The sequence below is a fragment of the Acinetobacter sp. ANC 3832 genome (assembly GCF_002135415.1).
Classification (GTDB): Bacteria; Pseudomonadota; Gammaproteobacteria; order Pseudomonadales; family Moraxellaceae; genus Acinetobacter.
Genome location: NZ_NEGJ01000001.1, coordinates 335,187 through 352,589 on the forward strand (window position 1 = coordinate 335,187; position 17,403 = coordinate 352,589).

At 41.7% G+C, this 17,403-nt stretch carries 12 protein-coding genes and 1 tRNA gene; all 13 read right to left on the bottom strand.

Annotated features, from left to right (window positions below; genetic code table 11):
- Window positions 1-40: 40 nt before the first annotated feature.
- Entirely contained in the window at window positions 41-397 is a 357-nt protein-coding gene (locus B9T35_RS01625; RefSeq protein WP_086189385.1) for a DNA transfer protein p32, read from the bottom strand.
- Between the two features lie 331 nt (window positions 398-728).
- On the bottom strand, window positions 729-1,262 hold the full coding sequence (locus tag B9T35_RS01630; RefSeq protein WP_086189386.1) for a hypothetical protein: 534 nt from the start codon (window positions 1,260-1,262) through the stop codon (window positions 729-731).
- A gap of 232 nt (window positions 1,263-1,494) precedes the next feature.
- Window positions 1,495-5,688: a DNA-directed RNA polymerase subunit beta' gene (rpoC, locus tag B9T35_RS01635; RefSeq protein WP_086189387.1), complete on the bottom strand. Its 4,194-nt coding sequence runs from the start codon at window positions 5,686-5,688 to the stop codon at window positions 1,495-1,497.
- 118 nt (window positions 5,689-5,806) lie between these two features.
- Window positions 5,807-9,895 (bottom strand): DNA-directed RNA polymerase subunit beta, encoded by a 4,089-nt coding sequence (gene rpoB, locus B9T35_RS01640; protein ID WP_086189388.1) that lies wholly within the window; start codon window positions 9,893-9,895, stop codon window positions 5,807-5,809.
- Window positions 9,896-10,199: 304 nt separating this feature from the next.
- Complete coding sequence (gene rplL / locus B9T35_RS01645; protein WP_086189389.1) at window positions 10,200-10,565, bottom strand: 50S ribosomal protein L7/L12; 366 nt, start codon at window positions 10,563-10,565, stop codon at window positions 10,200-10,202.
- A 42-nt stretch (window positions 10,566-10,607) separates the two neighbouring features.
- Window positions 10,608-11,123 carry a 50S ribosomal protein L10 gene (gene rplJ, locus B9T35_RS01650; protein WP_086189390.1) on the bottom strand — a complete coding sequence of 172 codons (516 nt, stop codon included), beginning with the start codon at window positions 11,121-11,123 and terminating at the stop codon, window positions 10,608-10,610.
- Window positions 11,124-11,422: 299 nt separating this feature from the next.
- Window positions 11,423-12,118, bottom strand: coding sequence for a 50S ribosomal protein L1 (gene rplA / locus B9T35_RS01655; protein ID WP_086189391.1), 696 nt, complete (start codon window positions 12,116-12,118; stop codon window positions 11,423-11,425).
- Between the two features lie 3 nt (window positions 12,119-12,121).
- Window positions 12,122-12,550 carry a 50S ribosomal protein L11 gene (gene rplK, locus B9T35_RS01660; RefSeq protein ID WP_086175350.1) on the bottom strand — a complete coding sequence of 143 codons (429 nt, stop codon included), beginning with the start codon at window positions 12,548-12,550 and terminating at the stop codon, window positions 12,122-12,124.
- Window positions 12,551-12,669: 119 nt separating this feature from the next.
- Window positions 12,670-13,203, bottom strand: a complete 534-nt coding sequence (nusG, locus tag B9T35_RS01665; RefSeq protein ID WP_053579368.1) for a transcription termination/antitermination protein NusG — start codon at window positions 13,201-13,203, stop codon at window positions 12,670-12,672.
- Window positions 13,204-13,210: 7 nt separating this feature from the next.
- Entirely contained in the window at window positions 13,211-13,651 is a 441-nt protein-coding gene (gene secE, locus B9T35_RS01670) for a preprotein translocase subunit SecE (RefSeq protein ID WP_086189392.1), read from the bottom strand.
- A gap of 79 nt (window positions 13,652-13,730) precedes the next feature.
- Window positions 13,731-13,806 (bottom strand) — tRNA-Trp (locus B9T35_RS01675).
- Window positions 13,807-13,860: 54 nt separating this feature from the next.
- Entirely contained in the window at window positions 13,861-15,051 is a 1,191-nt protein-coding gene (tuf, locus tag B9T35_RS01680) for an elongation factor Tu (RefSeq protein WP_086189393.1), read from the bottom strand.
- 92 nt (window positions 15,052-15,143) lie between these two features.
- Entirely contained in the window at window positions 15,144-17,282 is a 2,139-nt protein-coding gene (gene fusA / locus B9T35_RS01685) for an elongation factor G (protein ID WP_086189394.1), read from the bottom strand.
- Between the last annotated feature and the right edge of the window lie 121 nt (window positions 17,283-17,403).

Consider the following 17,403-nt stretch of genomic DNA (forward strand, 5'->3'; position numbering starts at 1 on the left):
AAGAGCGCTTATTTTTAAATTATCAATATTAAATTATAACTTAGCGTTTTTCTTCAATTGCCGCGCCTGCACCGCCACCAATTGCACCGCCAATCGCAGCACCAGAATCGCCACCAAAAATACCTTTACCAATAATTGAACCGATACCAGCACCAATGGCACTTGCGCCTGCATTTTGGTTTGAACCATTTTGTGTTTTGCTACCAATAGCAGCACCACCCGCAGCTCCTGCTGCCGCACCTACGCCATTGCCAACACGATTACCTACGCCACCACCCACTGCTCCACCAATTGCTGCAGCACCAATACGCTGATTTGAGGGTGACATGGTGTCACAACCCGCTAACATTAAAGTCGGTAATGCTGCACATATCAGTACCATGATTGATTTTTTCATGAGAATCTTCCCTATATATTGCTAAAGCAAAATCTGCCTATAGAATATCAAATCACTAAATTGTGTTAATTTTCACTATTTCTTGCTACGTTTTGTAATATATGCTAAGTATTTGGCTAATTATTCATAGTTATTTTATTTTTTGATCGAAGCATCTCAATTCACTTAAATAGACTTCGTAAAATTTAGATAAACTCTAGTAAAACGCTATTCAGCATCACTTATCAATTAAATTTACCTATTTTATTAAAGCCATGAAAAAACCCGCATATTCTGCGGGTTTTATTTTTATCGGGACTTGGCATTTTGAAGTTTTCATGCAACTAAATTTTTACTCTTCATCTTCAACCACAGTCACTTCTTTCGTTGCTTTCCCATCCGTAGAAACAACTGCACGAGTTGCACTACCTTCTGCAGTTGCAACAGAACCTACTTTCAATTCTTTTTTAACAGGTGCATGTCCTTTCTTAAATTCAACACCTGTCGCATCTACTTTCTTTGTCTCACCAATAATTTGACCACCTTGCATCAAAACTTTTTTCTCTTCAATTTTAGTGGTCGGAACAATTACAGCTTGCTCTTTAACATGTGGCACCGATAATTGTTTTTTTGAAAACTCAGCTTTGTTATCTACTTTGACAATATCATGCGCAACAATATCTTTACCTTGGTTTTTCACTTCGAGTACAGTTGCTTCTGTCGTACGTATTGGCTCTTGACCATCAACCGTGGTAATCACTTCTGTTTTTGTTACTGGAACAATCGCTTTCTTCTCTTTAATAATTGCCGCCGGCATTTCTGCAAAAACACTGCCCGCAACAGAAGATAAAAGAAGAACACTTAACACTTTTTTATTAAATTTCATGTAATTATTCCTAATGTGATTATTAATATATCTTTGGCTATTAGCACTTAACTCAGCCTTTGCCTTTTGAGTATAGTGCTAATTGAGTATAGTGCTAAAAATTTCTTTTTATTCAAAGCTCTTGGATATAAGTACAAAAAATAAACCTAAAATTACATTCTTTTTCACATATTATTTTCTCTAATGATAAAAAAGACGCCCTAAGGCGCCTTCTTTATTTCAAACGTTAAACTTAGAAAGAATCTTCGTTTAATGCTTGAGAAAATGCTTGGTCTACATCAGAGAAGTCATTTACAAGCTCATGCTCTGCAGCTTCAGCTTCTTGACGACGACGCTCTAAATGGTAAGCAAGACCTGTACCCGCTGGGATCAGACGACCTACAACGACGTTCTCTTTCAAGCCACGTAATTCATCTTCTTTACCTGTTACAGCAGCTTCAGTTAACACACGAGTTGTTTCCTGGAACGATGCAGCAGAGATGAATGAGTCAGTAGAAAGCGATGCTTTCGTAATACCCATCAATAGACGTTCAAATTTTGCAGGGAACTTATTCTGTGCATTTACAGCTTGGTTCTCTTGAACTACACGAATGTAATCCACTTGCTCGCCTTTAATGAAACTCGTATCACCACCATCAGTGATATCAACTTTACGCAACATTTGACGTACGATAACTTCAATGTGCTTATCGTTGATTTTTACACCTTGTAGACGGTAAACGTCTTGCACTTCATTTACAACGTAGTTTGTAAGCGCAACTTCACCTTTCAAACGTAAAATGTCATGCGGATTTTGTGGACCATCAGAAACAGTTTCACCACGGTTTACATGCTCGCCTTCGAACACGTTCATGGTACGCCATTTCGGAATTAACTCTTCGTAGATCTCAGAGCCATCATCCGGAGTAATCACAAGACGGTTCTTACCTTTGGTCTCTTTACCGAAGCTTACAACACCTGAAACTTCTGCAAGAATCGCGTGTTCTTTTGGCTTACGTGCTTCGAACAAATCCGCTACACGTGGTAGACCACCGGTAATATCACGCGTACGTGAAGTTTCTTGTGGTACACGACCAATTACGTCACCCACACCAATTGTTTCGCCATCACGAACAGTTACAATTGTGTTTTGTGGTAAGAAGTAGAACTGTTCGCTGCCATCTGTTGTATCCAACACGATTGCAGGACGCAAATCTTTACCAGAAGCAGGACGAGCTGTTACAGGTAAAATTTCAGTCGACGTCATACCCGTTGCATCATCAGTTTTCGATGTTGCAGTTACGCCATCAGAAATCTGGCTGAAACGTGCTTTACCTGCGACTTCTGTTACCAATGGATGTGTATGTGGATCCCAAGTCGCTACGATACCACCGCCTTCTACCGCTTCACCATCTTTCAACAAGATAGATGCACCGTATGGCAATTTGTAACGTTCACGTTCACGACCTAAATCATCCGCAATACCAATTTCACCTGAACGAGAAACAGATACCAAGTGACCTTTGGCATGTTGTACAGTTTTCACATTATGGAAACGTACAGTACCTTTATTACGTACTTGAACACTGTTTGCAGCAGACGTTCGGCTTGCAGCACCACCCACGTGGAATGTACGCATGGTTAACTGTGTACCAGGTTCACCAATGGATTGTGCAGCCATAACACCAACAGACTCACCAGGATTGACCTGATGACCGCGAGCCAAGTCACGACCGTAACATTTTGCACATACACCGAATGTAGACGCACAGTTTACAACTGAACGTACTTTAATTTCGTCGACACCCGCATTTTCAATAAATGCAGCAAGTTTCTCGTCAATTAAAGTATTACGTGGAAGAAGAACTTCGTCAGAACCTACTTTCTTCACATCTTCAGCAACAACACGACCAAGAACTCGTGCACCCAAGTTTTCGATTACATCGCCACCTTGAATGAATGGCGTCATCACTAGGCCTTCTAGCGTGCCACAATCAGGTTCAGTAATTACTAAATCCTGTGCAACGTCTACTAGACGACGAGTCAAGTAACCTGAGTTTGCTGTTTTAAGTGCTGTATCGGCCAAACCTTTACGTGCACCATGTGTTGAAATGAAGTACTGAAGTACTGTCAAACCTTCACGGAAGTTTGCTTTAATTGGTGTTTCAATGATCGAACCATCTGGTTTCGCCATCAAACCACGCATACCTGCAAGCTGACGAATCTGAGCTGCCGAACCACGGGCACCAGAGTCAGACATCATGTAGATACTGTTGAATGATTTTTGCTTCTCGTCTTCACCCTGTTTGTTTTTAACAGTTGTGAAAGACAAGTTGTCCATCATCGCTTTCGCGACTTGGTCATTGGTACGTGCCCAAATATCGACAACTTTGTTATAACGCTCACCAGCAGTTACGAAACCTTGATCAAACTGTTGTTCAATTTCACGAACTTCAGCTTCAGCTTTTTCAATAATTGCTTGTTTTTGTGGCGGAATAAGCATGTCTTCCATACCAACAGAAACACCTGAGCGCGTCGCTTGACGGAAGCCCAAGTACATCAATTGATCCGCGAAGATAACAGTATCTTTCAAGCCAAGTTTACGGTAGCAAGAGTTAATTAACTTAGAGATGTTCTTTTTCGTCATCTCAAGGTTAATTTGTTGGAAGTCCATACCTTCAGGAACGATTTCCCAAAGTAAGCAACGACCTGGTGTCGTGTCAACAATAATCGTTTGTTGTTCACGGTTACCATTTTCATCAATTACGGTTTGATGAACACGTGCTTTTACACGCGCATGTAAATTGACTTGACCTGTTGCCAACGCACGGTTTACTTCGTGCGTATCCGCAAACACCATGCCTTCACCTTTGGCATTGATCGCATCACGTGTGATGTAATACAAGCCCAAGACAACGTCTTGAGAAGGTACGATGATTGGTTCACCATTCGCAGGAGACAAGATGTTATTTGTTGACATCATTAACGCACGAGCTTCTAACTGAGCTTCGATTGTTAAAGGTACGTGTACCGCCATTTGGTCACCGTCGAAGTCGGCGTTGAACGCAGCACATACGAGTGGGTGTAAACGGATCGCTTTACCTTCAATCAGAATAGGTTCAAATGCTTGAAGACCTAAACGGTGAAGCGTTGGCGCACGGTTCAACATCACTGGATGTTGACGAATAACAGAGGCAAGAACGTCCCAAACTTCTGGAGTCTCACGTTCAACCATTTTCTTCGCAGCTTTAATGGTTGTTGCTTGACCTGAAGCTTGTAGTTTTGCAAAGATGAATGGTTTGAATAATTCAAGTGCCATTTTCTTTGGAAGACCACATTGGTGTAAACGTAAAGTAGGACCAACGGTAATGACCGAACGACCTGAATAATCGACACGTTTACCCAACAAGTTTTGACGGAAACGACCTTGTTTACCTTTGATCATATCTGCCAAAGATTTAAGAGGACGTTTGTTCGAACCTGTAATCGCACGACCACGACGACCGTTGTCTAACAATGCATCTACAGACTCTTGTAGCATACGTTTTTCGTTACGTACGATAATGTCTGGAGCAGCAAGGTCTAAAAGACGTTTTAAACGGTTGTTACGGTTAATCACACGACGATAAAGATCGTTCAAATCAGAAGTCGCGAAACGACCACCTTCAAGTGGAACCAACGGACGAAGATCTGGTGGAAGTACTGGAAGTACTGTTAACACCATCCATTCAGGCTTGTTGTTCGAATCGTTGAATGCTTCCATCAACTTCAAACGCTTAGATGCTTTTTTAAGCTTCGTTTCTGATGTTGTTACAGGAATTTCTTCACGTAAACGCGCGATTTCAGCTTCAAGATCGATGTCTTTCAACAAATCTTGAATCGCTTCTGCACCCATTTTCGCGCTGAATTCATCACCGTGTTCTTCTAATGCAGTGAAGTATTCTTCATCATTAAGAAGTTGATATTTCTCCATTGGAGTCATACCCGGATCAGTAACAACGTATGATTCGAAATACAATACACGTTCAATATCACGTAAAGTCATGTCTAATAATAGACCGATACGGGATGGTAATGATTTCAAGAACCAAATATGCGCGACTGGAGATGCAAGATCAATATGACCCATGCGCTCACGACGAACTTTTGCAGTTGTTACTTCAACGCCACATTTTTCACAAATGACGCCTTTGTATTTCATACGCTTGTATTTACCACACAAGCATTCATAATCTTTTACTGGACCAAAAATTTTGGCACAGAATAAACCATCACGTTCTGGTTTGAACGTACGATAGTTAATGGTTTCAGGCTTTTTTACTTCGCCGTGAGACCATGACTTAATCATTTCTGGTGATGCAAGACCAATACGGATGCGATCAAACTCTACTGGAGCATGACCGTCTGAATCCGTCTTTTTGCGCATGATATCGAGCAAGTCTTTCAATTTTTTTCTCCGTGTGTCAGAAAGGTTTTCACTCTCCGACTGGGTCACAAATATTGTTTTTTACCTGAAAAATCCATTGTCTCCCCCCTTCTACAAAGGGGGAATCCAAGGGGGATTATTAGTCACCATTTTTCAGTTCAATGTTGATACCTAAAGAACGGATCTCTTTGGTCAATACGTTGAACGATTCAGGCATGCCCGGATCCATATAATGGTTACCATCTACAATGTTCTTATAGATGCGAGTACGGCCTTCAACGTCATCCGATTTCACTGTAAGCATTTCTTGCAGTGTATAAGCAGCACCATATGCTTCAAGTGCCCAGACTTCCATCTCACCGAAACGCTGACCACCGAACTGAGCTTTACCACCCAATGGCTGTTGCGTTACAAGTGAATAAGAACCTGTAGAACGTGCATGCATCTTGTCATCAACCAAGTGATTCAGTTTCAGCATGTACATGTAACCTACAGTTACAGGACGGTCAAAACGCTCACCCGTACGTCCGTCATACAACACTGTCTGACCTGTACGTGGAATATCAGCAAGTTCAAGTAACTCTTTGATTTGATGTTCATCAGCACCATCAAATACTGGTGTTGCTAAAGGAACACCTTTACGCAAGTTACCTGAAAGAATCATTACTTCATCATCAGTTAAGCTATCAAGATCTTCTTGCTCGCCACCAACTTTGTTATAAATCTTGTCTAAGAAGAGACGTAATTCAGCAACCGTACGTTGTTCTTGCAACATCTTGTCGATTTTCTCGCCAAGACCTTTTGCTGCCATACCCAAGTGAGTCTCTAGAATCTGACCCACGTTCATACGTGATGGTACACCCAGTGGGTTAAGTACGATATCAACTGGAACACCGTGGATGTCATGCGGCATGTCTTCTACTGGTAAGATGTTAGATACAACACCTTTATTACCATGACGACCCGCCATTTTATCACCCGGTTGGATACGACGTTTTACAGCTAAGTAAACTTTAACAACTTTCAATACGCCAGTTGTAAGTTCATCACCTGTAGAAAGTTTGCGTTTTTTCTCAGCAAATTTCTCATCAATTTCAATACCTTTCTCTTTTAAGAAGACTTGAATTTGAGTTAAACGTTCAGCAATTGCTTCATCAACTGGTTGAATTTCAAGAAGATCAACCATTTCTAAAGTAGATAACATATCTTCAGAAAGTTTGTCGCCACGTTTCGTTGTGCCGCCACCGTTTGATTCTTGGCCAGTCAACAAGCGGACAATACGTTCACGCGCTGCTTCTTCGAAGATTTTGTATTCTTCTTTTAAATCTTTACGGTATGAATCAAGTTGAGCTTTCTCAATTGCTTGAGCACGATCATCTTTCTCAATACCATCACGTGTAAATACTTGTACATCAATAACTGTACCTTTAACACCTGACGAAACACGTAAAGATGAATCTTTAACGTCAGCTGCTTTTTCACCAAAGATTGCGCGAAGCAATTTTTCTTCTGGTGTTAACTGCGTTTCACCTTTAGGCGTTACTTTACCAACAAGAATGTCACCAGCAGTTACTTCAGCACCGATATAAACGATACCTGATTCATCAAGCTTAGACAGCGCAGCTTCACCCACATTAGGAATATCTGCAGTAATTTCTTCTGCGCCCAACTTGGTATCACGTGCTACACATGACAATTCTTGAATGTGAATCGACGTTAAACGATCTTCTTGAAGAACACGTTCAGAAAGTAAAATCGAGTCTTCGTAGTTATAACCGTTCCAAGTCATGAACGCGACACGCATGTTCTGACCGAGTGCTAATTCACCACCATCTGTAGATGGACCATCAGCCAATACATCACCACGACCCACATGATCACCTAAATTCACAAGAATTTTTTGGTTAATACATGTATTTTGGTTCGAACGTGTGTATTTGATCAGGTTATAGATATCTACACCAGCTTCACCCGCGATCATCTCGTCTTCGTTTACACGAATAACCACACGAGAAGCATCAACAAACTCGATACGTCCACCACGTTTCGCAATGACACATACACCTGAGTCACGCGCTACGTTTGCTTCCATACCTGTACCAACAAGCGGTTTGTCCGCAAGTAATGTAGGTACAGCCTGACGTTGCATGTTTGAACCCATCAATGCACGGTTGGCATCATCGTGTTCAAGGAATGGAATAAGTGATGCAGCAACAGATACAACCTGTTGAGCAGATACATCCATATGCGTCACTTTTTCAGGTGGCATACGAACGAAATCACCTTGGTGACGTACAGAAACGAATTCTTCAGTCAAGTTACCATCAGCATCTAATGTTGAATCGGCCTGTGCAATTACAGTACCTACTTCTTCAATTGCAGATAAGTATTCAACTTCTTCCGTTACACGACCATCCACAATTTTGCGGTAAGGCGTCTCAAGGAAACCAAAGTTATTCGCTTTTGCATAAACAGAAAGCGAGTTGATCAAACCAATATTTGGTCCCTCTGGTGTTTCAATTGGACATACACGACCGTAGTGAGTTTGATGTACGTCACGTACTTCAAAGCCTGCACGTTCACGTGTCAAACCGCCGGGTCCAAGTGCTGATACACGACGTTTGTGTGTAATTTCAGACAATGGATTATTTTGGTCCATGAACTGAGACAACTGGCTTGAACCAAAGAATTCTTTGATTGCAGCAGCAACAGGCTTCGCATTGATTAAATCTTGCGGAGACAAGTTATCTGTTTCAGCTTGGCTTAAACGTTCTTTAACAGCACGTTCAACACGAACAAGACCTACACGGAATTGGTTTTCTGTCATTTCACCAACAGAACGTACGCGACGGTTACCCAAGTGATCGATATCATCGACTTCACCTTTACCGTTACGAATTTCAACCAATGTTTTCAATACATCGATAATGTCAGCATTTGAAAGAATACCTTCAACTTCACGTGACTTTTGATCTGTACCGACTTCGTATGGACGACCCAAACGACGGTTGAACTTCATACGACCTACTGGAGATAAGTCATAACGTTCTGAAGAGAAGAATAAGTTGTTGAATAAGTTTTCAGCAGCTTCTTTTGTTGGCGGCTCGCCTGGACGCATTACTTTGTAGATTTCTACAAGTGCTTGCTCACGACCATCAGTCGTATCTGCACGTAAAGAGTCAGCAACAAATGAACCACGGTCGATGTCATTGGTATAAAGTAGGTTAAATTGTTTAACACCACCTTCAGCCAATTTCACCATAATTTCATGGCTGAGTACTGTATTTGCAGGCAGTACATCGCCACCGCGTAATAGAATATCTTCTGCAGTGATACGCTCATAAAGGTATTCATCAGGCACAGAAAGCTTAGTTAAACCAGAAGCTTCCATTTGACGTACATGACGTGCATTAATACGTTTACCTTGTTCTACAATCACTTTGCCATCGTTATCAGCGATGTCAAATTGAGCCATCTCACCACGTAGACGCTCTGGAACGAGGTCAATTTGGTAGCTGCCCATGTCTAGGTATACAGGTACTTTTTCATAGAACATGTCTAAGACTTGTTCATTGTTATAACCTAGAGCACGTAAAACAACAGTCGCAAGTAATTTACGACGACGGTCAATACGAACGTAAAGAAGATCTTTAGCGTCAAATTCAAAATCTAACCATGAACCACGGTAAGGAATGATACGTGCTGAATACAACACTTTACCACTTGAATGCGTCTTACCTTTATCGTGGTCAAAGAATACGCCTGGTGAACGGTGTAACTGAGATACAATTACACGCTCAGTACCATTGATGACAAAAGTACCATTTTCAGTCATGAGTGGCATTTCACCCATGTATACTTCTTGTTCACGAACGTCTTTGATTGTTTTCGTTTCACGATCTTTAATGATCAAACGAATTTTTACGCGCATTGGTGCTGCAAAAGTCGAACCGCGGAGAATACACTCACGCACATCAAACTCTGGCTTACCAAGACTATACTCAACGAATTCTAAAGCTGCATTGCCAGAATAACTTTCAATTGGAAATACTGAACGAAATGCGGCTTGGAGACCGATATCCCCGCGATTTTTTGGAGTTTTACCGTCTTGCAGGAATGTTCTGTACGAGTCGACTTGAATCGAGAGCAGGTACGGAGCTTCCATTACTTGGGGCAATTTACCAAAATTCTTACGGATCCGTTTCTTTTCGGTATATGAGTATGCCATCTGGAGTCCTCGGAAAGTAAACCGAACTCGCCTGCAGAACGAGTTCAGAAGGAATTACGCAGGTCGATATGACCACCACCTTTACAAATGCTGCAATTTTTCGGTGGTATTAAAACGCTTAACAATATTTTCAACACTGAAAAACATTGTTAAGCGTTTGAATTTACTTATTTATTTTGTAAATCGTCGATTTTTACATCAAGCAATCTAAAATCGAGCCGATTATTGTAACGCAAAAAGGCTGATGACCCAAGAGCCATCAGCCAAATTTCGGGGTCAATTTAAAATTAGACCCCTAGCCAAATTACTTAACAGTAATTGTAGCACCAGTAGTTTCAAGCTTAGCTTTAAGTTCAGCAGCTTCTTCTTTAGAAACGCCTTCTTTAAGAACTTGTGGAGCGCCTTCAACTAAATCTTTAGCTTCTTTCAAGCCAAGACCAGTAACTTCACGAACTGCTTTAATTACAGCTACTTTGTTAGCGCCAAAAGAAGTCAATTCAACATTGAATTCTGATTGCTCTTCAACAACAGCAGCAGCAGCAGCAGGACCTGCAGCAACAGCAGCAGCTGATACATTGAATTTTTCTTCAAAAGCAGAAATAAGTTCAACAAGTTCAAGAACAGTTTTTTCAGCAACTGCGTTTAGGATTTCTTCGTTTGTTAAAGCCATGAGAGTAACTCCAAATGGGTATTGAGTGGTGTGAAAAGGTATTTAAGCTTCTGTTGCTTCTGGAGCTTCGTTTTTCTCTTGAAGCGCTGTAAGTAAGCGACCCAATTTCGAAATCGGAGCTTGAAGAACAGATGCAAGCATAGTAAGCGCTTTTTCTTGGTTCGGAAGATTTGCGATAACGCTAACATCAGCACCTTGATAAAGTTTGCCGTCAAATGCAGCAGCCTTTAATTCAAATGCTTTGTTAGTTTTAGCGAATTCTTCGAACAAGCGTGCAGCTGCACCCATATCATCTTCAGAAGTCGAGAAAGCTAAAATTGTTGGACCAACGAGGTTGTCATTCAAGATTGTAAATTGCGTATCTTGAAGAGCGCGTTTAGCCAAAGTATTACGTACAACGCGTGTAGCAACACCTAGTTTACGAGCTTCAACACGAAGAGCAGTTAATTGCCCAACGGTTAAACCTTGGTAGTCAGCAACAACGGCAGCGAACGCTGTAGAAGCAATTTCAGCAACTTCAGCAACGATCTGTTTTTTGTCTTCGATAAGAAGAGCCATTGTAAAACCTCCTAACGGTGATTTATGCACTTAAACAAGTGCACTCCCAATTCGTAAGTCCATACAGACTTACACGCGGAGGAGGAATAAATCACACCACCGCGTCTACTCAGACTGGACTTTTAAGAAGAAAGCTCCGAAGAGCTCCCCTCGCCTGAGGTCTTTGACGCTGATAAATATATATCTATCAATTCAAAGTTCGCCTAAGTTTGCAAAATACGACAGAGCATTTTTTGCGCAAAAATCAAAGTGTTTTTGATTTTTACTCAGGGCTTTAAAATTCTGTAATAAGTCGAAACTTATTTAGTTACGTCGCTTACATCAATAGTAAGACCAGGACCCATAGTTGAGCTCAAAGTGATCTTTTTGATATAAATACCTTTAGAAGTAGCAGGTTTTGCTTTCTTAAGGTCAGCCACAAGAGCTTCAACGTTTTGACGAACAGCATCGATATCAAAACCAACTTGACCGATTGCAGCGTGGATAATACCACCTTTGTCAACACGGTAACGTGCTTGACCAGACTTTGCATTTTTAACCGCAGTCGCTACGTCAGGAGTTACAGTACCCACTTTAGGGTTTGGCATTAAGCCACGTGGACCAAGAATCGTACCCAACTTACCAACAACGCGCATAGCGTCAGGAGCTGCGATTACAACATCAAAGTCTAAGTTACCTGCTTGAATGCTTTCAGCAAGATCTTCAAAACCAACGATATCCGCGCCTTCAGCTTTAGCAGCTTCTGCAGCAGCACCCTGTGCAAACACAGCTACACGTACAGTTTTACCAGTACCTGCAGGAAGTGTAGTTGCACCACGAACTACTTGATCAGATTTACGTGGATCAACACCTAGGTTTACCGATACATCCAAAGATTCTTTGAATTTAACAGCAGGTAGGTTGTTAAGAACTTGCAATGCTTCTTCCAAAGAATAAACTTTGTTAGCTACAACAGAAGCAGCAATGGCTTTTTGACGTTTCGTTAATTTAGCCATGTCTTATAACTCCACTTCCAAGCCCATAGAACGCGCAGAACCAGCAATGGTACGTACACGTGCGTCTAAATCAGCACCAGTTAAATCTGGTTCTTTAGTAGTCGCAATTTCTTCTAATTGAGCGCGAGTCAACTTACCAACTTTAGTTTTGTTAGGTACAGCTGAACCCTTAGCAATGCCTGCAGCTTTCTTAAGAAGAATTGCAGCAGGAGGAGTTTTCATGATGAAAGTGAACGACTTATCGTTGTACACAGTAATCACGACTGGAATTGGAAGACCTTGTTCAACTTTTTGTGTAGCAGCATTGAATTCTTTACAGAATGCCATGATGTTAACACCACGTTGACCTAGTGCAGGACCAATCGGTGGAGATGGATTTGCTTTACCAGCTGGAACTTGCAGCTTGATATAGCCGTCAATCTTCTTAGCCATTTCAAAATACCTCTGGGTACAAACGCCGTTAGGCTCCCCAATGTCGTCTAGAGAGCAACAATAAATGTTGCCACAATAACAATGCCCGATAAATCGGGCGTTTTACAACCAATACTAGTTTAGTTCGCTTTTTCGACTTGTCGAAATTCGAGTTCAACTTGAGTTGGTCGATTAAATACATTAATTGTCAACGTTAAACGTGACTTCTCGTACTGAACTTCTTCCACCACGCCTTTAAAGTCGGTGAATGGACCGTCAGTAACAAGTAATTCTTCGCCTGGCTCAAACATCGTCTTAGGACGTGGAGCTTCACCAGTATTGCGTACACGAGCAAGAATTGCATCAGCTTCTTTTTGCGTAATAGGTGCAGGCTTTTCTGCTGTACCACCGATGAAACCAAGCACTTTTGGACATTCTTTCACAATGTGCCAAGTATCATCATTCATTTCCATTTCGACCAATACATAGCCTGGAAAGAATTTACGCTCTGACTTACGTTTCTTACCATCCTTCATTTCCACTACTTCTTCAGTAGGGACAAGGACTTCACCAAAACTATCAGCAACAGCGCTACGCTGGATTCGATCATTAAGTGAACGCATCACTTGTTTTTCATAACCTGAATAGGCATGAAGAATGTACCAACGTTTCATAGCTCTCTTACCCGATAATAAACTTCATAAACCAACCGATAATATAGTCAAAACACCACAATACGATTGCAGCAATCACAACTACCAGTAAAACCTGCCATGAAGTGGTTACTGTTTCATGTTTCGTCGGCCAAGTCACTCGGCGTAGTTCGATACGCGAATCTTTGAGCAAACGAACAAAGCCTTTGCCTTGATGGGTGGCGTATAATAAACCTAAAGCCACAACGATACAAGCCAAAATTACCCCAACGCGCACCCAAATACTATTTGCAGGTGCCCAATACGCTGGTAAAAACTGATTCACAGTGAGTGCACCAGCGAATAAAACTAAAGCGATTACCCATAAAACCACATCAAGTGGAGAACCTGAGCTTACAACTTCAGCAGAATTATTTCTTTGAGGAATTGGCGCGTCGCTTAATGCGTCACGCGATTTATCATTCGACATTTTTGTACTCGTCGTAGGATTCGCGACTTATTATATGACAATTTCGTCGACATCAAGCTTTTTATTAAATAAAAAAATCTGGCAGGCCAGGAGGGACTCGAACCCCCAACATTCGGTTTTGGAGACCGACGCTCTACCAATTGAACTACTGACCTTCATTACAACAAACCGAGAATCTTAATTCCCGGTTTGCATTAAAACAGAATGGATTATAGTGTTACTTTAGCAACAACACCAGCACCCACTGTACGACCACCTTCACGGATCGCAAAACGTAGACCTGGGTCCATTGCGATTGGGTGAATCAATTCTACTGACATTTCAACGTTGTCACCTGGCATAACCATTTCAACGCCTTCTTGTAATTGGATTGCGCCAGTTACGTCAGTTGTACGGAAATAGAACTGTGGACGGTAACCGTTAAGGAACGGAGTATGACGACCACCTTCTTCTTTCGAAAGTACATATACTTCAGCATCAAACTTAGTATGCGGTTTGATTGTACCTGGTTTAGCAAGTACTTGACCACGTTGAACGTCTTCACGTTTAGTACCACGTAGTAAAACACCACAGTTCTCGCCAGCACGACCTTCGTCAAGCAATTTACGGAACATTTCTACGCCAGTTACAGTCGTAACAACTGTATCTTTAATACCAACGATTTCAACTGATTCGCCAACTTTAACGATACCAGATTCAACACGACCTGTTACAACCGTACCACGACCTGAGATAGAGAATACATCTTCGATTGGCATAAGGAATGCTTTATCGATTGCACGTTCTGGTTGTGGAATATAAGTATCAAGCGCTTCAACAAGAGCAAGAACAGCAGGAACGCCGTACTGACCTTCTTCACCGTTAAGTGCAGCAAGTGCTGAACCACGGATGATTGGAGTGTCATCGCCTGGGAAGTCATAAGTAGAAAGAAGTTCACGAACTTCCATTTCTACTAATTCTAATAATTCTTCATCATCAACAAGGTCACACTTGTTAAGGAATACAAGAATAAAAGGAACACCAACCTGACGAGAAAGAAGGATGTGTTCACGAGTCTGTGGCATAGGACCATCAGTCGCAGCACAAACAAGGATTGCACCATCCATCTGAGCAGCACCAGTGATCATGTTTTTAACATAATCGGCGTGACCTGGGCAGTCTACGTGCGCATAGTGACGAGCTGGAGAATCATATTCTACGTGAGAAGTATTAATTGTAATACCACGTGCTTTTTCTTCTGGTGCAGAGTCAATTGCAGCGTAATCTTTCGCTTCACCGCCAAAAGTTTTAGCACATACAGTTGCAATCGCAGCCGTTAAAGTTGTTTTACCATGGTCGACGTGACCAATTGTGCCCACGTTTACGTGTGGCTTATTACGTTCAAACTTAGCCTTAGCCATGAGATCTTCCTTTTTAAACAACTCATGAGGGTTAGCTCATGAGCATTTGGTTTTAACTATGAATTAGTTTGGGACTTATAGTAATCGAAAGATTACTCGTCGTCACCTTTTTTACCGCCAGTTTGGAACTTAGTGATAATGCCTTCAGCCACGTTACGTGGAGTTTCAGCATACTTCGCAAATTCCATAGAGTAAGTCGCACGACCTTGAGACATAGAACGCATAGACGTTGCGTAACCAAACATCTCAGCCAATGGAACTTCAGCTTTAATTGCTTTAGTACCACCAGGTAAATCGTCCATACCTTGAACCATACCACGACGACGGTTTAAGTCACCCATGATATCGCCCATGTAATCTTCTGGAGTTTCTACTTCAACTTTCATGATAGGCTCAAGCAAGATTGGATCCGCTTTCATGAAACCATCACGGAAGGCATAAGAACCCGCCATTTTGAACGATAATTCGTCAGAATCGACATCATGGTAAGAACCATCAAATAATGTCGCTTTGATACCCACAACAGGGTAACCAGCCAATACACCATTTTTCATACGTTCTTGAATACCTTTGTCTACCGCACCAAAGAATTCTTTAGGTACAGTACCGCCAACAACTTCTTCAGCGAATACGTATTCTTTACCAATTTCTTCGACATTCATAGGTTCTAAACGAACATATACATGACCGAATTTACCTTTACCACCTGTTTGACGTACGAATTTGCCTTCTTGCTCAACAGTCTTTTTGATTGTTTCACGGTAAGCAACCATTGGTTTACCAATGTTCGCTTCAACACCAAATTCACGTTTCATACGGTCAACAAGGATGTCAAGGTGAAGCTCACCCATACCAGCAATAATCGTTTGACCAGATTCTTCGTCTGTGCGAACACGGAACGATGGATCTTCTTTAGCCAAACGACCTAAAGCGATAGACATTTTTTCTTGGTCAGCTTTTGTCTTAGGCTCTACAGCTAAAGAAATTACTGGCTCAGGGAATTCCATACGCTCTAAAGTGATGATGTTTTTCTCATCACATAATGTATCACCAGTAGTAACGTCTTTAAGACCTACACATGCAGCGATATCACCAGCGCGGATTTCTTCAACGTCTTGACGATCGTTTGCGTGCATTTGCACGATACGGCCAATACGTTCACGCTTAGCTTTAACTGGGTTATATACTGGATCGCCTTGTTTAAGCACACCAGAATATACACGTACGAAAGTTAAGTTACCTACGAACTTGTCATTCATAATTTTGAATGCAAGTGCAGAGAACGGAGCTTCGTCAGATGCTTCACGAATCGCTTTAGTTTCAGCTTTGTCGTCAAGAATACCTTCGATTGGCTTAACTTCAGTAGGCGATGGTAAGAATTCAATAACAGCATCCAACATACGTTGAACACCTTTGTTTTTGAATGCTGTACCACAAAGCATTGGCTGAATTTCACAAGCAAGTGTACGTGCACGAATACCAGCAACGATGTCAGCTCTTGAAAGCTCACCTTCTTCTAAGTATTTGTCCATCAACTCTTCTGAAGCTTCAGCAGCCGCTTCAACCATGTTAGTACGCCATTCTTCAGCAGTAGCAACAAGGTCAGCAGGGATTTCGCCATATGCGAATTCCATACCTTGAGAAGCTTCATCCCAAATGATAGCTTTCATTTCTAGAAGATCAACAACACCTTGGAAGTTGTCTTCAGCACCAATTGGTACAACGATTGGCACAGGGCTTGCACCAAGACGTGTTTTCATTTGTTCAACAACACGGAAGAAGTTGGCACCAGTACGGTCCATCTTGTTCACGAATGCTAAACGAGGCACTTTATATTTATTTGCTTGACGCCATACAGTTTCTGACTGAGGTTGAACACCACCTACAGCACAATAAACCATGCACGCGCCGTCAAGAACACGCATAGAACGCTCAACTTCGATTGTGAAGTCAACGTGTCCTGGGGTGTCAATTACGTTAATACGGTGTTCTGGGAATTGTTTACCCATACCAGACCAGAAACAAGTTGTTGCAGCAGAAGTAATGGTAATACCACGTTCTTGCTCTTGTTCCATCCAGTCCATTGTTGCTGCACCATCATGTACTTCACCAATTTTGTGAGATACACCTGTGTAGAACAAAATACGTTCTGTAGTCGTAGTTTTACCAGCATCAATGTGAGCTGAAATACCAATGTTACGGTAACGAGAAATTGGGGTTTGACGAGCCATGATTTCTTGCATTCCTAAATTTTGTTGTTTAAAACAGGACGCTTTAAGTTGCTATGCAACTTAAAGCGCTTTGATGACAACTCGGTGACAACCGACTTGTCACCCTCCTGATTAAGGCCTG